The organism is Pedobacter frigidisoli, from assembly GCF_004331675.1.
In the GTDB taxonomy this organism is placed as follows: domain Bacteria; phylum Bacteroidota; class Bacteroidia; order Sphingobacteriales; family Sphingobacteriaceae; genus Pedobacter; species Pedobacter frigidisoli.
In genome coordinates this window covers 632,815-653,135 of record NZ_SJSN01000001.1, presented here as the reverse complement: position 1 = coordinate 653,135, position 20,321 = coordinate 632,815, and the positions used below count along the sequence as shown (strand labels likewise).

Annotated in this window: 17 protein-coding genes; 10 read left to right on the top strand and 7 right to left on the bottom strand. The window is 41.7% G+C overall.

The genetic code is table 11. The annotated features are described in order from the left end of the window. Positions 1–3: 3 nt before the first annotated feature. Both EZ449_RS02800 and EZ449_RS02795 read left to right on the top strand, forming a co-directional pair. A complete protein-coding gene (locus tag EZ449_RS02800) occupies positions 4–3,039 on the top strand; it encodes an efflux RND transporter permease subunit (protein WP_131556426.1) in 3,036 nt (1,011 codons plus the stop codon). Next, complete coding sequence (locus EZ449_RS02795; RefSeq protein ID WP_131556425.1) at positions 3,036–4,454, top strand: TolC family protein; 1,419 nt, start codon at positions 3,036–3,038, stop codon at positions 4,452–4,454. The genes EZ449_RS02800 and EZ449_RS02795 overlap by 4 nt, the downstream gene beginning before the upstream one ends. 15 nt (positions 4,455–4,469) lie before the next feature. Here the strand turns inward: EZ449_RS02795 and EZ449_RS02790 are convergent, their stop codons facing one another. Then, complete coding sequence (locus tag EZ449_RS02790; protein WP_165499675.1) at positions 4,470–5,855, bottom strand: TlpA family protein disulfide reductase; 1,386 nt, start codon at positions 5,853–5,855, stop codon at positions 4,470–4,472. Positions 5,856–6,088: 233 nt separating this feature from the next. On the opposite strand from EZ449_RS02790, the gene EZ449_RS02785 reads away from it, so the two are divergent. The 4 genes from EZ449_RS02785 (at position 6,089) to EZ449_RS02765 (ending at position 9,555) form a co-directional block, all read left to right on the top strand. Next, positions 6,089–6,844: a hypothetical protein gene (locus EZ449_RS02785; protein ID WP_131556423.1), complete on the top strand. Its 756-nt coding sequence runs from the start codon at positions 6,089–6,091 to the stop codon at positions 6,842–6,844. Positions 6,845–6,990: 146 nt separating this feature from the next. After that, complete coding sequence (locus EZ449_RS02780) at positions 6,991–7,308, top strand: helix-turn-helix domain-containing protein (protein ID WP_131556422.1); 318 nt, start codon at positions 6,991–6,993, stop codon at positions 7,306–7,308. Between the two features lie 685 nt (positions 7,309–7,993). Continuing rightward, complete coding sequence (locus tag EZ449_RS02770; RefSeq protein WP_131556420.1) at positions 7,994–8,578, top strand: BfmA/BtgA family mobilization protein; 585 nt, start codon at positions 7,994–7,996, stop codon at positions 8,576–8,578. Positions 8,579–8,580: 2 nt separating this feature from the next. Next, a complete protein-coding gene (locus tag EZ449_RS02765) occupies positions 8,581–9,555 on the top strand; it encodes a DUF5712 family protein (RefSeq protein ID WP_131556419.1) in 975 nt (324 codons plus the stop codon). Between the two features lie 196 nt (positions 9,556–9,751). Here the strand turns inward: EZ449_RS02765 and EZ449_RS02760 are convergent, their stop codons facing one another. The 3 genes from EZ449_RS02760 to EZ449_RS02750 all read right to left on the bottom strand — a co-directional run bounded on the left by EZ449_RS02760 (position 9,752) and on the right by EZ449_RS02750 (position 11,826). Continuing rightward, positions 9,752–10,270, bottom strand: coding sequence for an SH3 domain-containing protein (locus tag EZ449_RS02760; protein WP_131556418.1), 519 nt, complete (start codon positions 10,268–10,270; stop codon positions 9,752–9,754). A gap of 68 nt (positions 10,271–10,338) precedes the next feature. Then, complete coding sequence (locus EZ449_RS02755) at positions 10,339–10,890, bottom strand: hypothetical protein (protein WP_131556417.1); 552 nt, start codon at positions 10,888–10,890, stop codon at positions 10,339–10,341. A 96-nt stretch (positions 10,891–10,986) separates the two neighbouring features. Then, entirely contained in the window at positions 10,987–11,826 is an 840-nt protein-coding gene (locus EZ449_RS02750; RefSeq protein WP_165499674.1) for a LytR/AlgR family response regulator transcription factor, read from the bottom strand. A 184-nt stretch (positions 11,827–12,010) separates the two neighbouring features. On the opposite strand from EZ449_RS02750, the gene EZ449_RS02745 reads away from it, so the two are divergent. From EZ449_RS02745 to EZ449_RS02735, 3 genes are all read left to right on the top strand, one after another. Then, positions 12,011–12,367 (top strand): hypothetical protein, encoded by a 357-nt coding sequence (locus EZ449_RS02745; protein ID WP_131556415.1) that lies wholly within the window; start codon positions 12,011–12,013, stop codon positions 12,365–12,367. 255 nt (positions 12,368–12,622) lie between these two features. Continuing rightward, on the top strand, positions 12,623–12,859 hold the full coding sequence (locus EZ449_RS02740; RefSeq protein ID WP_131556414.1) for a hypothetical protein: 237 nt from the start codon (positions 12,623–12,625) through the stop codon (positions 12,857–12,859). 107 nt (positions 12,860–12,966) lie between these two features. Further along, positions 12,967–13,326: a hypothetical protein gene (locus tag EZ449_RS02735; RefSeq protein WP_131556413.1), complete on the top strand. Its 360-nt coding sequence runs from the start codon at positions 12,967–12,969 to the stop codon at positions 13,324–13,326. Between the two features lie 24 nt (positions 13,327–13,350). Here EZ449_RS02735 and EZ449_RS02730 read toward each other — a convergent pair whose 3' ends face one another. The 3 genes from EZ449_RS02730 to EZ449_RS02720 are packed head-to-tail and all read right to left on the bottom strand — an operon-like array spanning position 13,351 to position 19,071. After that, a complete protein-coding gene (locus EZ449_RS02730) occupies positions 13,351–14,670 on the bottom strand; it encodes a DUF3738 domain-containing protein (RefSeq protein ID WP_131556412.1) in 1,320 nt (439 codons plus the stop codon). Continuing rightward, positions 14,660–16,105, bottom strand: coding sequence for a RagB/SusD family nutrient uptake outer membrane protein (locus EZ449_RS02725; protein WP_131556411.1), 1,446 nt, complete (start codon positions 16,103–16,105; stop codon positions 14,660–14,662). Before EZ449_RS02725 ends, EZ449_RS02730 begins: the two co-directional genes overlap by 11 nt. Positions 16,106–16,107: 2 nt before the next feature. Then, positions 16,108–19,071: a SusC/RagA family TonB-linked outer membrane protein gene (locus EZ449_RS02720; protein WP_165499673.1), complete on the bottom strand. Its 2,964-nt coding sequence runs from the start codon at positions 19,069–19,071 to the stop codon at positions 16,108–16,110. Positions 19,072–19,606: 535 nt separating this feature from the next. On the opposite strand from EZ449_RS02720, the gene EZ449_RS02715 reads away from it, so the two are divergent. Beyond that, complete coding sequence (locus EZ449_RS02715) at positions 19,607–20,149, top strand: helix-turn-helix domain-containing protein (RefSeq protein ID WP_131556409.1); 543 nt, start codon at positions 19,607–19,609, stop codon at positions 20,147–20,149. The last annotated feature ends 172 nt before the right edge of the window (positions 20,150–20,321 follow it).

The window sequence follows — 20,321 nt, the reverse complement described above, 5'->3', positions numbered from 1 at the left end:
CCAATGGTTAAATTTTTACTTCACCGCCCCATAGCAGTCTTTTTGTCATTTATTGTAAGCGTTGGATTTGGACTGTTCTTTTTTACAAAAATACCTACCTCCCTCTTGCCCGCGATAGATGTTCCAGAAATAATCGTCAAGATTAACTATCCCAATACCTCGGCAAAGGTGATCGAACAAAATATTACTTCCAAAATGCGAGACTACTTGGTCACCTTGGAGCACCTGGAAGATATCGAATCTCAAAGTGCCAACCACAATGCCCTGATCAAGCTAACCTTTAATTACGGAACAAAAATGGATCTCTCCTTTATAGAGGTTAACGAAAAATTGGACCGGATTTTAAACGAACTTCCAAAGGACCTGCCAAGGCCTGTTGTTACGCGGGTAAATACCGCTGATATACCGATCGTAAGAATCCAGGTTATTCCAAAATCCCCTGCTGATTATTTACAGATTTCCGCACTTGTTCAGAAAATAATCAAAAAACGGATAGAACGCATACAAGGCGTATCCGTCGTTGATATCAATGGGGCCCAAACCGGGATGATTGCGGTTGAGCCGGACAGACTGGCTCTGAATGCTGCTGGTCTTACTGAGGAATCTATCGCGTCGGCCATCCGTGGGGCTAATGTCGGTACGGGGGCAATGTCTGTTAAGGATGGCCAATACAGGTATTTTCTAAAGCTTAAAAACAGTTTGGATGATGTAGAAGAGATTTCTTCGATCCCCCTAATGCTTTCTGATAGTTCCACGACCACACTTGGAAAATTCGTTCGGATTGGCATACAGGCCCAAGTTCCCCAGGGATACCATCTTTATAAGGGGAAGCAAGGCCTGGTAATGACGGTTCAAAAACAGGTCAATGCCCGCATGGGAAGCGTGTTGAAAGAAATTGAAAATGAGCTTCAATCCTTTAAGAAGGATTATCCGAAGGCAGACTTCTACACCACCCAGGATCAGACCTTTCTTCTTGATCAAGGCATTCAGAATCTGACTCAAGACCTGTGGTTTGGCGGGATTCTCTGCGTAGTTCTTCTCTTTTTGTTTCTTGGCAACTTTGCATCGCCGATTTTGATGAGCATAAGTATTCCCGTCTCTCTTTGCCTCACATTTGTATTTTTTTATTTTCTCGACATATCATTTAACATCATCTCTCTCTCGGGGCTGGCCCTTGGCATAGGAATGCTTATCGATAATTCCATCGTTGTTCTGGATAGTATTACCCGTAGGCGCAAAGAAGGCTTTGATGTTGACCAAAGTTGTATAATTGGCGTTAAAGATGTTGTTTCGCCGGTAATTAGCAACGTTCTAACAACTGTGGCCATATATGGTCCGCTAATTTATCTGAGCGGTCTGGCGGGTGCACTCGTCTATGATCAGGCAGTTGCATTAACGATTTCATTAGCGGTTTCGCTATTGGTGGCCTTCGTGTTAAATCCCGTTATGTACAGGTACTTTCTCAGGGGGAAATCTGCAGCGCTCAGAGAGGACACCAAACTTTACCTTCGTATCCTAAATGGCTATCATAGCATGATTACCCACATATTCAGCTACAAAAAAACTTATTTCTGGATCACAATCGCAGTTATGCCCCTTGGTTTTTTCCTTTTTAAAATGGTGCCCGTGGAAACCCTGCCCAGAATTACCGAAACCGAAACTCAAGTTAAAATTGACTGGAATCAGTCCCTCGACGCGGACGGAAATCTAAACCGCATGTTGAATATAACCTCGAAATTAGAAAACAAGACAATAGCCTGGGAGGCCGACCTGGGATTGCGACAGTTTATGTTGCAGCATGATGACAATAGTCTCCAGAAAGGGGAAATTTATTATAAATGCAGTTCCCAGACAGCAAAAAATGATTTGGACTCGATTATATCTAAGACCATCAGGAAAGATTATCCCGATGCCCGCTTTTCGGTTGAGTCAGCACCAAATGCATTTACACAACTTTTTAAAAATGATGAACCCTACCTTGAGGCTAAGTTTAAAGCCTATAGTTCCCTGGAGAATGACTCCTCGGAAAGCAAGATCCAGCTGGTAATGATGCAGGTAGGCAGGGGTTACCATCCGGGGATCAGTTCATCCTCCGAGGCCTCAATATCTCTGAAGCTTGATACTTACAAGATGAGTATGTATGGCATAAGTCAGGAACAGCTTCAGAAAACCTTGTCACGTATTTTTGGCGTAGGGAATATAACAGAACTGAAACGTTTCGCGGAATCAACGCAGATCAATTTCAGCGCTGGTGAAGGGAATCTGCAGCAAAAACTCGAAGAACCGGTCTTTTCCGCAAGCGGTGCAGGTTATCCGATAAAAACCTTCGTTTCCTATCTGGCACAGTCGGATAAAAAATATATTGTGGCGGATAAATCGGGAATTCATAATTCTGTTTATTTTTCTAAGGGAAAGGACGAAAGCATCCCCTTGCTCATGGAGAGAATAAGCAAATCAGCGGCAAAACAGGGATTATCTGTTTCCTATGCAGGAAAATATTTCTCTGATTCAATCCTGGCAGGGGATATGCTCATTATATTTTTTATCTCCCTGGTGCTCCTTTACCTGATCCTCGCCATTCAGTTCGAAAATCTTGTTCATCCTTTTTTGGTCATGTTCACCATTCCGCTTGGGATCGGTGGCGCCATGCTTCTCCTATGGCTTGCAGGGGGTACCTTAAATGTAATGACGGCAATTGGCTTCGTGGTGGTATTGGGAATTATCGTTGACGATCCCTCACTCAAGGTGGAGACCATAAACAGATTAAGGGAGGAATATCTCGCAGATGGAATGAAAAATAAGCGGGAGATTTTACTGAAAGCGTTGCATAATGCTGGAGAAATATGTCTAAAGCCCCTATTGATGGTCTCGTTAACCACAAGCCTTGCATTATTGCCTGTACTGTTTACCGGCGGTATCGGCAATGATCTCCAAAAACCCATGGTTTATGTGATTGTGGGCGGACTGACACTTGGCACCTTTTTAACGTTATGGTTCATCCCACTGGCATATTGGTTTATTACTAAAAAAAGCAAATGAAAATCACCTGTATTTTTATATCCTGCCTTTTCATTTGTCATTTGGCATATGCCCAGGTGAAAAGAAAAGTTACCCTTAAAGAACTCATTGCCTACACTCAGGAATCCTCGCTCGATCAGCTTATTGCTAAAAGTAAAGCCCTCGAGGGAAAGAATAATTTCATTGCCTATAAAGCAGCAATTACCCCGAAAATCACCCTATCTGGCAATATAGCAAATTACACCAATGCTTATCTCAATGTCACCCAGCCCGATGGAACAATTGTATTTCAACCTGTGTCCCAAAACTACAGCAATCTGATGCTGAGTTTGTCGCAGAATATTAATTACACCGGCGGCACGCTAACAGTAAACACAAGTTTGGCCAGGTTCGATGATTTTTATTTCAACAGAAATCAATATAACAGTGTGCCGGTTAACATTTCCCTGGCCCAGCCACTATTATCCCTCAATCCTTATAAGTGGGACAAAAAAATTGAACAACTTAAATTGGAAGGGTCTGAGAAAGAGCTCACCGCCGCCTCCTCGAAGCTGGCACTTTCGATATCGAGATTGTTTTTTGATGTCATCGAAGCACAGGCGGATTACGAACTGGCAAAAAAAAATATCGAAAGCCAGCAGGCCATCTTTGATATTGAAAACAAGCGCATCAATCTGGGTACTACAAGTAAGGAGAAGATTTTACAAATCAAGCTCCAGCTGATAAACTCGCTTCAAAATATGGAGACTGCTGAAACAGAACTAAAAAAGTCAAAAAATAATCTCGTAAATTTTGCAGGCTGGAGGGATACCGCCACTTTTGATGCACTGCTCCCTGAGGTCTTGCCTGATACCATTTTTTCATTACCGGAGATGCTCCGAGCTGCCCATGATAACCGTCCAGAATTTAGTGAGTTTCGGTGGTCGTTGATTGAGGCTGAAAAAAATCTTTTGACAGCTAAAAAAGAAAGGTTTGCTGCAAATCTGGTCGCCAGTTATGGTTTAAATAATGTTGGCACCGGGATTCCTGAGGTTTATAATAACCCCAACAGGCAGCAAAACTTAAGTATCGGATTGGGAATCCCAATTTTTGATTGGGGCAAGAACAAGGCTAAAGTCGGTGTTGCAAACGCTTCTTTTGAGACCCTTAAGTTGAACGTTAAACTTCAGGAACGAAATCTGGACCAGGAGATAACAAATTTGGTTATGGACCTGGCACTTGTGCGGAGCAATGTACGGTTTGCAAAACAAGCAGATGAAATTGCGCAGGAAAGATACTCTCTTAGTGTTGAGCAGTTCAGGTTCGGAAAGATTACCATAACAGAGCTCAATATTGCCTTGGGTGAAAAAGATAATGCCAGGCGATCATTTATAAATCTTGTAAGGACATTTTGGCAATCCTATTATTTGCTGAAATCCTTAACCCTGGAAAAGTAATTGGCAGATCCGGATTTAACCCTTGAGTATTTTTTCAAGAAACTCAATGACGCTTTTATCACTCGGGGCTGGTGCGCCCGTGGTTTTAAGGATACCGTTTCTATCGATGACCGCATATCTTGGAAAACCCTGGCTGACGCCAAAAAAATCATTGAAATAGGGTAGATCCCTTGCCTCCGCCTTCAGGTTTATACCATTGATTGAATGTAGTTTGATTGCATTTAGCCATTGGCTCTTGGAATCATAAAAATCCAGATAAAGGAACACAACATCCCTACCTTCAAACTTTTCTCTGAGCTTTGCAGCCGCTGGCATTTCCTCAAGACAGGCTTTACACCAGCTTCCCCAAAAATCCACATAAACCACTTTCCCCAAAAATTCATCAGTGCTGACCTCATTGCCTGATGTATCCCTGAGGGTAAAACTGATTTTTTTATTTTGTCTGGACGTTTTCTCTGACCACTTTTTGTCGATTACCGTAACATATGGGGAGATTGGATAATCCGCTCTAAAGCTTTTTATAAGTTCTTCGAGTAAAATCTTATCGTCGAAGTATTTGATCAGGAAAAGTGCAAGCTCTCCTTTGATTGCCTCCAATGTTTTAGGTCGCTCTGATAATATTGAATCCAAGAAGGCCACTTCATGCCTTATCAGCATGGCCCGGTCTTCCATCGCTTGTGGATGATTCTTTTTCGCTTTAAACTCCGCATAATCCAGCAGTGCATTCATATATGCTCTTTGGTTTGGGTCATCATCAAGGATATGGAAACCATCCCAAAAACCAAAATAGTCCTTGGGCAAGGTATCTGTGGTGATACCCTGTAGAGAGGGGAATTGATTTTTTGCATACATGGTGCTGTTCAGGATTTCGCTGCGCATTCGCGAAACAAAGTCTGCGGGCAATCCATTCTTTTTCTCTTCTTCTAATCGCTTTAGGCGTTCATCTTGTAATGAACTCCATTTGGAAATATACTCGTCGAGCTGGGATGGCTTGTAGGCAAGCGGACTTGGAATTAAATAGGGCTGCATAAATTTTGCATTATAAAGGAATCTATTTTCTCCGGCAAGAGTTCCCTTGAAATCCAATTTCGAACCCGATGAAGAGATTGCCAAACTGCCCTCACCTATCCAAAGCCTAAAAAATGTTTGATCAATATATAAAATGGCCTCCCCTGTTTTCGATACTTTCAGCAGAGATTCAAAATTTCCATTCTCGTCAATAATGCCCTGATCCAGTAAATTTCCATGGTATTCATTTAAAGCTGATTCAAGGTTTCTGATATGAAATTTGGCACCTTTATAAACTGGTAGATTACCCGTGATTTTGCAACTGGCCTGGGCAGAGAACCTAAGCCCGAGTAAGACAATAATCAATAATAGTTTAAATAGGATGTTTTTCATATTAAGCATCTAGCAGTACAATTAAAAATACGAAAAAATAAGTTCAAAATCGTATTTGACAATTAATACATGGGTTTTTCACTGTATAAGGTCACTGGAGCTATTAATTGTCGGGTGGCTGAGCTAAGCTCTGAAAATTAACTGGGTTGATTCTTATGTCCGATAGTAGTATATTGAATTTATTAATGTGTTCTCTTTCTATGTTACGAATGAGAACCTTCAATCAAGGAATCATGACAGAACGTTTTTTTAAATTTCGGGGAAGATTCGACTTCTCTCCACATCCATATGAGATAGGTAATCCAATATTCTCTAACAGAAAATTAGAGGATAATTTCTTTGCCCTGAAACTTTATAGTTTGCCTGATGGTGAATACCGCGCCTTTTATGATTTCCACATGGCTTATTATCTGCTACGAAATCCTAACGGAAAGGAAGCTTTCTTTAGAAAGGTAAATCGGAGCATTCAAAGGAGAATTACTTTTTATTCAGCTAAGGATCCATTCAAGAACGTATATGAGATTCACTCGGCCAACCTAGATAAATTAGAAGCCTTTCAAAAATTCTTAAATTCCATTGATGAGTGGAATGTAAATACTTCTGTAGAAAAGATGCTGAGTCAGAGAGATGCAGAAATTGGGTTTCTTAAAGGCAATCTGGCAGACCTTCAGGCCCGTCTGGATGAACTGTTGCAGTATGAGGCAAGTGAAAAGATTGTAATCAATAGCGGAAATATAGCGGCATTCATGGATGTGATGCGGCAGATCCGAAAACTGGTATTACCAAACGGTAAAAGATTGGTTACTACGCAAGGTCATAGTCCATGGTATAAGATGATTGCCAAAAATTTTGTCCATGGAGAAAAGCCAATTGCTTTGGCAGCAGCCCAGAATTATTTTTCTTCCGAAGATTCCTCCAAATATATATTTATAGCTGATAAAGACAGGGCCTTTGATATTGTTCCGGTTGATCCCCAAACCCAACATTAGACTACTTCAAAACGGAGTTATGCCCAAACACCTGCATTGGGCATCTGATTGCCTGTTTCTGTACTCGCCTTTGATGTGAAATTTCCAAATAGATAGCTTGTTGTGCAAGCTAACTGTGGAAGATTGAACATTAAACTTTAAGAGACATGAATTTAGACCTGGTAACCAAAAGTGATCTGCTTGAGCTAAAAAGCGATCTGATCGAAGAGATCAAAAGAATTATTCCACTCCAAACGGCTGCGCCTGATGAGTACCTCAAAAGTTCTGAGGTGAGGAAACTGATGAAAATTTCTGCCGGCACCCTGCTGCACCTGCGGGTTAGCGGCAAACTTCCCTTTACCAAGATTGGCCGCATTGTATATTTTAGCCGTGAGGATATCAGGCGGATATTGGGTAAGGGTACGCCTGATGATGCGGTTGTCAAAAGATTATTTCGGGGGGAGGCCAATGAGGAATGTAAATAAGAAACTTGAATATCTTAAAGACCGGATTCAGGCAGATCAAAGGCTCTCAGCGTTTCACGCCAGCCTGTTAGCTGCGCTGATTTTTGCCTCGGAAAATTCTGGGCTGACTCACCCTTTTCAGGTGAGCCGGAGCAAGCTCATGCGTTCATCCAAGATCTACTCGACCTCAACCTATCACAAATGCATCAATGAACTTCAGGTCTTTGGGTACATCTCTTATAGTCCATCCTATAATCCTTTTCTCGGAAGCGAGGTATCCTGGAAGCTGCAAAATGATGGTGTGTTTTTGTGAAATTTAGTTTAAAGGATGGTTAAGGATTCCGTGAGTATAACATAATAGCAGGAGCATTTTAAAATAGCGCTTATTGAATATTCTTATGGGAGATCTGTTGGGATCGGCCTCCCACTAAAAAACTTTGAGAGATCAAGGCAATATGCAAAAAGTCCTTTTTCATTTTCAGAAAAAGGAGCAAGCGGTGGTTGGGCAGAGCCTCACCATCTTAGCTTTACGCTAGCGTAAAGGCTGTTTGGAGAACCCTCCAGGGGTTCTCTTGGCCACTGGAGGCGGCAGGATTAAAGAAAAAGGAACCTTGGGCAGGGTTCAGGATATTTAAATATATGCATAGGCATATAGCTGCATATCTATGGGGTAATATATACTGTAATGTATATAACAAGTTAATTAATGAACAATGAAGAGCTGAAAATGGAAACGTTAAGAACCATAAAATATAATGCACAGATCGCGGTCAAAATGGATAAGATTGCGCAAAAGCTTGGCCGTCCGAACCGGCTGATATTTACGCAGATGGTGGATTATTTCTTTCGCAGTAAGAAAGATCCACTGGACATTAACGATGAGCTACTGAAGAATACACTGCTCAAACAGCACAAGGATTACATCGGTTTTATCAAGACCCAGGAAAATGACCTGCTTATTCCGATCAAAAGAGAGGTGGATCGGATGACGGGTGCCCAGCTAGATATCAATAACCTTCTTAAAGAGTTAGAGAAAAAAAGTGGTACGCTAGCTAGTGGACAAAATGAACTTTTGTCAGCCGGAAAAAATTACAGCAGCAAACTATCGAATACTGATGAGATACTCAAAAGTATCCTGGTAAAGCTATCGACCAGAGAGCAGCTTAAAAAACAGTTCCTGTACATACTCGGCACTTATATCAAAAGCAGGGATGCATTTAGCATGATGACTTCAGCCAAGGAGAAAGAGGACCTGATCAGGATCGCCAAAAACCAGATTGATCTTTTATAACCATGTACATCAATATTACGGACAATAAGGAAGCCAGTAACAGGGGCAGCAGTGGTGGACTGGTAAATTATCTTGAAAAGGAGAACCGTACCGAGGAGCTAAAACAGCCGGAGCTATGGTTCAACGAAAACAGGCAGGATGTGGAGGCATATGAAGTACGCCGCGCAATGGATGGAAACAATGCAAAGCTCGGGAGAAATGAGGCCAAGTTTTTCCTGATCAATATCAGCCCAAGCCAAAAGGAACTGGAGCATTTAAGGAAATCGGTTGGGGATGCTGATATGAAAAATGTGCTGAAAGTATATACGGAGAAAGTAATGGATGAATATGCAAAGAATTTCAGACGCTCTGGGATAAACAGTAATAAAGATCTGCTCTGGTTTGGTAAAGTGGAGCACAACCGATATTATAGCCATAAGGATGCAGCGGTTAAAGATGGTAGCCGGAAGCGTGGAGAAAAAAAGAGTGGAAACCAAATGCATATCCAGGTGATCGTCAGCCGCAGGAACATCACCAATAAAATAAAGCTCAGCCCCATGAACAGCTCAAAAGGCAGAAATGCCGAGCACTCCAGAAAAATGGGGCAGTTTGACCGGATGGCTTTTAAGCAATGTGGGGAGCGTTTGTTTGATGAACAGTTCGGCTTTGAGCGAAACCTGAAAGATACGCTGGCCTATGCCAATATTTTAAAGAACGGCACTTTACAGCAAAGGGAGCAGTTGGATGTTCTGCTGGAGGCGTCTATGAAAAATTACCAGAGCAGGTCTGTGGTTAATGAACTTGCTTTAGGTGTCGCTGAGGGAATTTTTTCTTCTGTTGGGAGCATGCTCGAATCTACCGGTAAAACTGTAGGCGAATTTTTGGAAGTTTTGATGGAGCCTGCTTTTATTCCGGATATCGCATCTGATACGATTGAAGAAGCGGAAAAGAAAAGGAGGAGAAAAGCAAGGCAACAAGAGCAGGGTATGCAGCGTTGAGCGGATGGGCTATAGTTTTTATAAAAAATCAAAAGGTCAGAAGAAGAAATTCCCTCGCGCCTTGCGGCCTGCGAAACCCCGGTTGCACTATCTCAGCATGTTTCGCTTTAGCTTCTACAGGAAAAAAATAGTGGGGGTTAGTCAAATGAATTTATTTTCCCACCTGATCATTCTTAGAGCTTATTCGTACAGGATATTAGTTTATTCCTGCCAGATTACAATAACCGGTCGTTCCAGAGGACAGGACTTTCACTTTTACCCACTCTCCCTTTTTTGCAAGCAGTTTCACTTTTTGGTTGCGCTTAAGCGTTTCTACAACAGGATAGGATAATCCCGGCCCTGAGCGAAGACTGATTTCTTTGAGCTTTACCGCTGATAAAGATTCAGAAACGTAACTTTTTATATTACTTTTTTCAGCACTGAAGGATTGCTTTTTCTGCTGACCAGATGCAGATGATCTCGGCTTGTAGCTAGATGCTTTTTTGCGGGGGCTGGAGTATACCGGGGTTTGCGATTCAACAGGTGAGCATACCCCACAGGTGCCTCCACTCCCACAGTGGGCACAACGGGAACAGTTTTTACACGCCGAACAATAAGCTGAACCGGCGCATCTTCCTAGTTTGCTTTCATTGACTGTGCCAAGTGAAGATATCTTTTGGCAATTGCCAAGAAAATAACAGCACATCAGTGCTATTGACAAAATAAATGCTTTCATGATTTTGTTTTAATATAACGATATAAACGTTGCTAAAGTAAAATGGAATTGAAGATATGCCTGGCAGTCTATTTATGCTGCCAGCATCTACCACCTCCGACAACCATCCGTTTGCAATAGCCTCCGGTCTTGTTTTTTGCCCCGCAAACTGAAGAGGTCGGCGCGGTGGTTCCGCCTGAGCTGTTCCCGCCAGTTGGGGTGGTGGAAACATAACTGCCGAAACTTGATGTGCCGTTTCCAGAAACGGTGTTGTAAGAAATATCAGCACGGTTGTAGCCGAGATTTCCGTATACGGCCTCTTCGTCCTTCAAGATATAAGCCTGAATGGTCTGATAACTTGAAATGATTGATGAAACGCTTAACTTCAGGTCAAAGGAAACCTTTTTCTCAATTTTATAAGTCCATTTGCCTATGTTGCTCGTTACCATTTTTGTCTGATTGCTTGCATCGATGTAGGAAATGTTACAGTAATCACAGGTCACCTCATAAGAAAAAACTACCGGAACTTGCTCCTGCTCCTTTGCAGTTTCCTGCGCTGCTTTCTTACAGGAGCTGTGCATCATCACGGCTAAAATAACTAGTGCGGTAGACATTACTGATTTTTTAAAAATTGTGCTCATATTTTGATTTGAATTAACGTGAGCCAAGGTATGAGAAACTAAAAAGACATCATTACGGGTTTCCGTAAAGTTGTGATGAATCTTTTGCAAACTTTACTAAGGGTCGGTTTTTAACCAGTCTATAAATCCAGGGGCTTTTGAACGGCTGACGTTTATGGGTTCTTGGGTTTCTGGTCGTAGTCTTACTTTAAGGCCTTTGTGTGGAATCTTTACATAGCCATCTACTGCCGCAAAAGAGACTATATAACTTCTTGTTGCTTTGAAAAAGGATGATTCGTCTAGTTTTTTATAGATACTGTCTAAAGCTATAAAACATACATCAAGTTCACTGTTATGATGCTGGATATAAGTTGTCCCATTTTCTACATAAATATAGGCAATAGTTGCGGTTGCAATCTTCTTCTCTCCCTTCCCATCAGGGATAAATAGATACAAAACCGGCGCTGGTTTTGGTTTTCCAGCGGTATCACTTAGCCATTCCGAAGATCTATAGATATAATAATAAACCATATGTAGGAGATTGATCATGATACAGATGAGCACAAGTAAGCTGGACATATTCCGGATATACCTTGTTGAGCTGATATTGACGTTGAGGAAATAAAAAGAAACCCAACTGAAAAAATAACAGATCAGTATAGGTGACATAAATCCTAATAGAATCTGAAAAACAAGCCTTTTCCATAACTCTTTCTCCCAGAGCCACTTTGAATCTAGATAACTTGTGAAAATATTGATAAAGGTTATCATGATGAAAACAGTTGCAAATGTATTTGCACATGCAATGTGATACCAATCTTGGGTAAAGGTATGCCAAAACCGTGAGTTCATTGTTGGCCAGTTTAAACAAAGCGTTATGCATAGCGAGATCAGCATCATCCAGCCAAAGCTGAAATAATCTGGAAGATTTTTGCCATCTGATTTCTTGCTATGCATAAACTGCCTTATTAGTTTCATAAAAATACAAAAAGCCCTTTTTATTGGCCAGTCATTGGGGGCAATTCATCAAAGTGAGTGACAGTTCACCTCCGAAATTGGTGCAGTTGACGGAAAAACGTCCTTTTTGCCTCTATTTTTCTGAAAGGATAGGCCTAAATTTATTCAAGCAATCCGATAGGCAATGAACAATGATTTTAATGAACAGCCGTCAGGCCCTGAAAAAAAAGAGTATAAATTTCTTTGGATGAGATTTAAAAAGCCGGAACGCGGAGAAGTTTATCAAAGCCTTTTTGGCATTATCGCAGTTGTCATTGGCGTTGGACTGGCTACACTATTTCCTCAGAAAAATTGCACATGTGAGGATCAGATAACAGACCTGCGACTGGAAACCCTGGCCCGTCAAGGTAATAAACAGGTCATGTACTATCAGCGGGAGCGTGAGAGTGTCATTATTTGTGCCGCTAAGAGGGAAGAGCTCCTCGAAAAGCTTGAGCAAGAGAAAAGACGACATCCCAAAAATGAAAACAGGCCCGATTGATTGGGAAAAAATATTGAACTATGGTGGGTAGCACCTGTTTTCAGCCGCCCTTCCCGGGCGTTAAGTACAAAGCGCTAAGATAATCTGCCCAGAAGTTGATTAGGTTATTGGTGCGGAAACCGGCAGGTGCTCGCAAGTTTTGACCGGACTTTATACAGGGGACGCAGGCGCAGCGATAAGCGCGTATATTTTTAGAGTGGGCATGCAACAGCCAGGTTGTTGCAAATGGGTAAATGTTAGGCAAAGAGAGGAATTATGAAAACTTTAAGGGTAGCTATATGGATTGAACGGATACCGGAAATAATTTTCCGAACCGGCCTTTCTGTGCTTGCAACGCTAATCCTTAAAATGATTAAGAAACGTTTAGCTAATGTAGAGGCAAAATTAGGTTCGCCTGCATTAAGTGAGCCCAATAAATACCACGCCCAAAAGAGAGTAGTTGTTTATTTCCCACATGTTCGAAAATATGCGCTCTTCCCGGCGAGGCCGTGAGGCCTGATAAAAAGAAAAAGGCTGTCCAAAGCTGAACAGTCCTTTTCGGAATGCCCGCCACAAGGGCGACCATAATTAAAATCATTTTAAATTTAAACAAAATCGGTATGTATACCAAATCATTTAATACTAAAAAAACATGGCTTGGAGCTATGTTTTCTTTTGCACTAGTTGCAATTATGGGTTTAACTTTTGCATTTAAACCATCGGATAGTAGCGCCAATAACAAGAAAGTACAACCAAATCTGTACTGGTATCAGATCAGTTCTTCGGGTACATTACAGACGCAGCTTAACAGCACCCCTCAGACAAAGGATGATTCTATGCCTGGTGGCAGCAATCCCCTTACCTCTTGTGAGGATCAGACTGCTGCTGATTGTATCAGAGGCTACGAAACTGTTCAGACGATTGATGATATCGCTCCCGCTCCAGCGGACAACGACCATCGCGTAAGGTTCAGTAATTAATGATTAAGGGGTGGTAATGGATGGTTATTCCTTCACCACCCCTTTTTCCCTTATTACCAGGACATCAATTGGCCTTTTCTGTTCAACAAGGTCGAGCCCATATTGCTTTAATTGTGCTCTGATTTTTCCCAGATTAAAACTATCAACAGCATTTCCGTTTAATTCAATGTCCATGTTTCCTGAATAACCGGTTTCGTCCACAAATGGCTTTTCTAGTCTAAGCGCTACCCAGGAACTTAAAATATTTGAAAAAGTCTTAAAAGGACGGTTGATCAGTCTCCTAACCGAATCAATTTGACTGGTCCGGATATCAGACATCCTAAAATTTGAAGGCCCTGTTTTCTGAGACTTTAGCTTATCCATGTTTCCTACCTTTACTAAAATCATACTACTAATCAATTTTTTTTCTACTCTTGCATCAAATCCAAGATATCGCTTCAGATCTGAACGCATCATAATGAACCTTTCTTCGGCCATATTTTCCGGCAACAGCAGTGCATAGTTGTATAGGTTTTTTCTCTTCCAATCGTGAGCCAGTTCTTCCTCTTTAGGTGAAATAAACCGTTGAGTATCGTTCACATCCAATACAATGTTCCATTTCTTGGAAAAATCGTATTTCCCCTGTTCCCCGAAAGCTTCCCTGTATAAATTCATGAGGTCATAGTTATGGAATGATAACCCATTCTTTCCTATCGATCCATTTAAATTCACCCCTGGAATCGCTTTTGAAAGATAGGAATAGCTAATTACGCTAGGCTCATATTCCTTGTCAAAAAGAGATGTCAAGTATTTACGCCTTTCCCGGTAATCTTCTAAATTTACCTTGTTTCCGGCAAGGAATCGACGAATGGATGCTGCCGTAAGTTCATTGGTCATCTGGTGAAACTTCCCTTCTCCGTCAATCCACGCATATGCAGGATTGGCGCGATTCGGGAATAATTTGTTGATCGTGACATCACTGGTTGCAAAAGGAATCTCTGGCCTGAAAAGAAATTTGCGGGTCTCAAAAAACCTTCTTGTTGAATCAAGACTTTCCTTGTTAACCAGCACAATCGTTACCTCTTTTGCGAAAAGTCGCTGCAGGGAATCTATTTTTGGGAACGACTTTAAACAGGAAATGCAGCTTGGGCTCCAAAAATCAAATATTATCAACTTTCCTCTAATCTTGCCAAGGTCAAACGCTTTCTTAGGGTAGTTATAAATATTTTGAATCACTATATCAGGAATCTGTTCGCCTTTTTTTAAAGCGGCCTGGGCCATACTTAGCAGTGGAAAGAAACCCAACATTAAAAGTAGGACAATTAAATGTTGGGTTTTAGCTGTTTTAATTTGTCTAATTTTCATATCCTGGATTTTGGGTTAAAAAAATATTGGTCTGCGTTTCTGAAAAAGGAATGGGATATAATGCCATGAAAGGTTTCCAGTTTGGCTTAAGTCCAATAAGTTCTTGGTCAACTCTGCCGCTTCTTTTCAAATCAAGCCACCGATGGCCCCACTCACAAAAAAGTTCATTCTGACGTTCATGAAATATCGCCTCAGTCAGCTCCGCTTTAGTCAGTATAGTAGAAAGGTTGGGGAGTGGGTTTGTTATGGCAGGAGTTGCAGTTGCCCTAGCCCTGGTTCGAACCACATTCAGATCCGAGACCGCCCCACCTATGTTGTTCTGGGCTAACCGCGCTTCCGCTCTAATCAGGTACTGCTCAGCCAGGCGCAGGACAATAAGACTTTCACTTACTGTGGAGTTGGTCCTAACCTTATACTTGTACGGATAGCTATAACTTATACCATTGACAATATTGCTGGACAACCACCTGCTTTTTCGAAGATCTCCTGGCTCAAATTCATTAAGCAGGTTATCCCTGATCACAAGAGGAGGAACAACAATACCAGAAGACGGGAGGAAAACGGCTGCTTCTGCTGTATTAGCCGCTTCCCTTACCAATTGCCAGATGGTTTCATTTGAGGTGTTCAGAAAGGTTTTATTTAGATCCGGCTCCATGTTATATAAACCGGAGGATATTACTGAAGATGCTTCAGCCTCTGCCTCAGCCCATCGCTGGCTGTAAAGATAAATTCTGGCCAAAAGTGCTCTGGCCGCGAATAGATTGGGCCTTGCTTTTGCGCTACTCGGGTAATTTGCAGTCAGGAGAACTTTAGCTTCCTCAAGGTCTTTAATAATCTGGGCGTAAACAATGGCTGATGAAGTCCGTGGCATCACTGCGTTCTGCTCAAAGTCGCTTGTGAGCGTAAGAGGGATATCACCAAAAAGATTAACCAGGTAAAATAGATAAAATGCCCGAATGGTAAGGGTTTCACCTGTTAACTGTTTTTTTGTTGCTGTACTTAATAAGTTTGAGGCAGCCAGTCCTTCCAGAATGGCATTTGCGTGGTAAATGTTGCGGTATGCCGTGCTCCAGAAGTTATTGCTGATTATCCCGTTTGAAGAAAGGAGCATATTACCCGAAAAAGGATCATAACTGCTACTTGGCGCAGGATTGAACAGTTCATCCGCTGACAAGCCGGAATATACACTCAGCCCGCCATTACTCATGCTCAGGTTTAGTGTCACCATCTTGCTATAGAGCCCCATCACCGCTGATGTTGCGGTCTCATTTCCAGAAAATACATCTTTGCTCAGGATCAGATTTCCGGCCTTTGGCACCTCAATTAGCTTTTCACATGCACTCCATAAAAAAGCGGTTAATAGCAGGCTCCCAAGAAGCAAGCGCCTAAGATGGGAAATAGGCCCTGGGTATATTTTAATTACTGTTGTTTTCATAATTATAGTGTTAATTGTAAACCAGCGGTTATTGTCCTTAAGGGTGGCAACACAAACAGATTCTGGCTTTCCGGATCTGCTCCTTTATATCCTGTCATGGTTAGTAAATTCTGACCATGAACGTATATACTCAGCTGTTGCAGTTTGAGCTTTTTCACCCATCGCTCCGCAAAGGCATAGGTCAGGGAAACATTTTTGAGCCTGATAAAAGATGCGTCACTAAATACAGCACTTGAAGCCGGTAAATAACTTCCCGCCGGCGCATAAGCAGAGCTGCTGCCGGAGGCTACGAAACGCTGAATATCTGCAAGGTCTCCAACAGCTTGCCACCGATCCAGTACAATAGTGGGCTGGTTGAAATAAAAGTAGCCCGGTATGAAGGTCGATTGGGTATATAAGTAGTTGTATCCGATCTGTTTTCTGAATTCCAGGAAAATGTCCAGCTTGATATTTTTATAGGAAAAGCTGTTTTGAAGGCCTCCATAGAAATCAGGCTGAATATTTCTTACCAGAATTCTATCAGAAGCGTCATATAAGCCATCGCCGTTCAAATCACGAAAGGAGTAAATTCCTGTTGATTGATCTACCCCAAGGTATTCGAGCACTCTTTTTGCCGAAAGTGGTTCGCCGATGATATAGGTATTAGCATAGCTGGAGCGATCAAGGCCACTGAATTTAACAAGCTTGTTTTTTGGAATGCTCAGGTTTGCATTAGATGTCCATTTAAAAGCGCCACTGAGAAAGTTGGTACTTTCAAGACTGATTTCCAGTCCTGAATTCTGCACTACAGCATCGAAGTTTCTAAGAATCGAGGTAAAGCCTGTTTGTATGGGTAGCTGATAATTGATCAGCTGGTTTCCGCTATGGTTTACAAAGTATGCCGCGCTAAGCATGATCCGGTTTTTCAGCAGCCCTAGCTCCAGTGCCACTTCAGCTTTATGGTTTGTCTCCCAGGAAAAATCCGCATTATACAGGCTCGAAGGCTGGAGCCCTGCATTTCCCTGATAAAGCAAGCTGGAATTCGTCCAGGTATCCAGGAACTTATAATTCCCAATCTGGTCATTACCGGTTGTGCCGTAGCTGGCCCTTATCTTTCCGAAACTAAGCCAGGATAGTTTTTCCCTTATATAATCCTCTCCTGTAAATATCCATGCCGTTCCAAGGGCGCCAAAGTTTGCAAAACGCTTTCCCGGTCCGAACCTGCTTGATCCATCACGTCTTCCCGTCAGGTTGATGAGATACTTATCCGCAAAATTATAATTGATTCTTCCATAAATGGCCGTATAGCGGTAAGCGTAATCACTATTGCTTGTGGTAACATTCCCGGCTGCGGCTATTGAGGAAAGCAGGATATCATTCCTGTAATTCTGTGCGGATACACTCAAGGTGTTGCTGCTTGTATTCTGTAAGGTTCCCCCGGCAAGGATGTTCAATTTGCCCTTACCTGATGTATTGGTATATTCGAGCTGCGGCTCCACAATCCAGCTGCCTAAAAATGATCGGCCAAAGTTGGAATAAGGAAGTGTTCCTGAGTTTGGATTTATGGAACTTGAGGGATTAAGCGCCTGGTCATTACCAGATAAGCTATTGTACCCCAGGCTTACCTTTCCTTTTAGTCCGGCTAAGATTTCATAGGCCATATTAACGCTTGTTGTCAGGTTACTGAACTTTCCGGTATATTGTCTGTTGGCTGCGGCCAAAGGGTTGGTAATTGCCCCGCCAAAAAAAGTGCCGCCCTCTTGCCAGTTCAGGTTGCCCGCATCATCGTATAATCGCATATTTGGTGGCATATTGATATAGGCGGTAAGATCGCCCGAACTCATCTTATTGCGGTCATATAAAAGCCCGCCATTAAAATCGAGGCTAAAGCGCTCGTCCGTTGAGCGATGATTCAGGCTAATCCGGCCTGATAGTTTATCGTCACGCTGTTCACCAGGAAATACAGAAGTCTCTCCATGGTAGCCCCCGGAGATCAGAAACCTGGTTTTCTCGGTCCCGCCGCTTATTGATGACTGCACATCGGTGGTTTTTGCATTTCCTCCAATCAGAATATCCTTAAAATTAGTATACCTGGTCTGGTTCCATAGCAGAAGATCCGGGGCGTTTGCATTCGTCAAAGTAAGCCCGTCATTTTTAAAACCTTCCTTGCGCATAATAAGGTAATCTTCTGTTGCCAGCATATCCATCGTTCTGGTGATATGGCTATATCCGTTGTAGATATTCAGGTTTAATCTACTCTTACCTGCGACACCTTTTTTTGTTGTGATCAGAATTATACCATTCGCTCCGCGGCTACCATATATTGATGTCGCATCAGCATCCTTTAAGATTTCAACACTTTCAATTTCCGAAGGGTTGATGGTACTGAAGGGACTCACTCCGTTACTTCCTGTTGCATTGGTAACGGTGTTGATGGCATTGTTGCCTGGAGAAAAGGGAATGCCGTCGATAATAAATAACGGTTCAGAGCCTTGCATCAGCGATCCCTGTCCTCTGATCTGTACCTTCAGCCCAGCGCCATTGATGCCGCTATTTTGTGTGATGGCAAGTCCTGGTATCCTACCTTGGAGTGCACTTAACGGATTTGACACAGGTTGAAGCGCGATTTCTGAAGCACTTACCTTTCCGATAGCGCCAGTGTTCAGCTTTATAGTCGTAGTGCCATAAGCGATCACCACCACATCATCAAGAGATCCTGCTGTCTCATTCAAGATGATCTCAAGTGTTAATTTCGGTCCAAAGGGGATATTCGCAGTCTGGTAACCGACACTGCTTATCGTAAGGATTCCATTAAGTTTGTCAACCGTGAGGCTGAACTTCCCATCTTTATCCGTATAGGTTATCCTTTCTTTTTCAGCGGTTTTTATGGTTACGCCAGGAATAGGCTTCCCGGCTTTATCCCTTACGGTGCCGGAGAGTTTTATCGGAACAGTTTGTGCAGCAGCCCAAAAATTTAGGCATAGCAAAGCCATTACGACTATGTTTATCGTTTTTTTCATGAATTTAGTTTGTTGATTTAAGAAGAAATAATTCCGAAAGGATAAGCAAAAGTGAAGGCAGGGCACATTATAAAGAACCTATTTTACCATTATTACTTCCCGCCTTGATGAACAAAGCTATTCTGGTGCGCAGATCACCAAGGAAATAAGGTGATTGAAAAGGGTAGTTGATTTAAAATTCATGCTCGTATGGGCTTATACGAGTCTTGTTTAGATTGCTAATACCTGTGGGGGCCGCAAACCATCACCACTTAAAAGTTTCTGAGGCCTTATGTTGAAATGGAATTACAGCAGTCCCCACAGTTATTTCAATGTACAAATATAGTACATCCAAAACAAGCTGTGGGTATTAATCTGCTGTCTTGCTTCAACGGCCTCAGATTTTGTGGTTGCAAGACTCTTATTAATACCTAATTATAATAAACAAATATATTATTTTGACGTCAAAAAACAAATAATTATTTAATTATTGTCTCCAAAGTTATAATCTTTTTTGCTCTTAATGGACAATAAAGAATACACTTTGATTAAAAAGCAATTGACTTCCTTAATGGATCAATCAGATTTAACGATAAATGGCTTAGCAGAGGGAACAAACTTGTCATCAATGACTATCCGTAAAATATTGTTGCAACAAACGAAACCTTCAGTTCAAACTTTAGAAAAAATAACTGCGTTTTTTGAAATTACAATAGCACAGCTCTTTTCGGAAAAATTAATAAATATAAAACGGATTGAAGATATTGAAGCTTTAAAAGATTTTTATGAAGACAATAAGTCAAATCCAGAATATTTTAGTTCGCGTTCAAAAGAGGGAATTGCTACTTATTTTTTAAGGAATGTATTAATAAAGGACCAGTATTTTTCGGAACCTAGACGAGCAAAGGAGATTCATGTATATATAAAAGAAAACCCAAAGTACTCCAAAAATTTTAATCCAAAAGTTATTGCTAAAGTATTAGACAGGATGTATAATGAAGGAATTCTAAAACGAATGGATAAAACAGGTAAAAAATCGGTGTTTTATTATAGCGTTAATAGTTGAAATATCGATCAATAAAATGCCAATTATATTAACGATGCTTTTCATAAAGCATTCATATTGGATGACGCGATTGCTAACGCTCCTTAATCACAGTCTCACTTAGTGGATCACTAGCTAGCGATCCGATGAGTTTCGCTACATCCATGACGCCTTTTTACCGGTTAGAGAGGGC

What these genes read in the sequence shown, in the direction of transcription:
- EZ449_RS02790 (WP_165499675.1), bottom strand. Translation starts at nt 5,855, where the DNA reads ATGAAAAACATCCTATTTAAACTATTATTGATTATTGTCTTACTCGGG.
- EZ449_RS02755 (WP_131556417.1), bottom strand. Translation starts at nt 10,890, where the DNA reads ATGAGCACAATTTTTAAAAAATCAGTAATGTCTACCGCACTAGTTATT.
- EZ449_RS02800 (WP_131556426.1), top strand. Translation starts at nt 4, where the DNA reads ATGGTTAAATTTTTACTTCACCGCCCCATAGCAGTCTTTTTGTCATTT.
- EZ449_RS02780 (WP_131556422.1), top strand. Translation starts at nt 6,991, where the DNA reads ATGAATTTAGACCTGGTAACCAAAAGTGATCTGCTTGAGCTAAAAAGC.
- EZ449_RS02765 (WP_131556419.1), top strand. Translation starts at nt 8,581, where the DNA reads ATGTACATCAATATTACGGACAATAAGGAAGCCAGTAACAGGGGCAGC.
- EZ449_RS02785 (WP_131556423.1), top strand. Translation starts at nt 6,089, where the DNA reads ATGACAGAACGTTTTTTTAAATTTCGGGGAAGATTCGACTTCTCTCCA.
- EZ449_RS02770 (WP_131556420.1), top strand. Translation starts at nt 7,994, where the DNA reads ATGAACAATGAAGAGCTGAAAATGGAAACGTTAAGAACCATAAAATAT.
- EZ449_RS02715 (WP_131556409.1), top strand. Translation starts at nt 19,607, where the DNA reads ATGGACAATAAAGAATACACTTTGATTAAAAAGCAATTGACTTCCTTA.
- EZ449_RS02795 (WP_131556425.1), top strand. Translation starts at nt 3,036, where the DNA reads ATGAAAATCACCTGTATTTTTATATCCTGCCTTTTCATTTGTCATTTG.
- EZ449_RS02735 (WP_131556413.1), top strand. Translation starts at nt 12,967, where the DNA reads ATGTATACCAAATCATTTAATACTAAAAAAACATGGCTTGGAGCTATG.
- EZ449_RS02750 (WP_165499674.1), bottom strand. Translation starts at nt 11,826, where the DNA reads ATGCATAGCAAGAAATCAGATGGCAAAAATCTTCCAGATTATTTCAGC.
- EZ449_RS02725 (WP_131556411.1), bottom strand. Translation starts at nt 16,105, where the DNA reads ATGAAAACAACAGTAATTAAAATATACCCAGGGCCTATTTCCCATCTT.
- EZ449_RS02745 (WP_131556415.1), top strand. Translation starts at nt 12,011, where the DNA reads ATGAACAATGATTTTAATGAACAGCCGTCAGGCCCTGAAAAAAAAGAG.
- EZ449_RS02730 (WP_131556412.1), bottom strand. Translation starts at nt 14,670, where the DNA reads ATGAAAATTAGACAAATTAAAACAGCTAAAACCCAACATTTAATTGTC.
- EZ449_RS02740 (WP_131556414.1), top strand. Translation starts at nt 12,623, where the DNA reads ATGAAAACTTTAAGGGTAGCTATATGGATTGAACGGATACCGGAAATA.
- EZ449_RS02760 (WP_131556418.1), bottom strand. Translation starts at nt 10,270, where the DNA reads ATGAAAGCATTTATTTTGTCAATAGCACTGATGTGCTGTTATTTTCTT.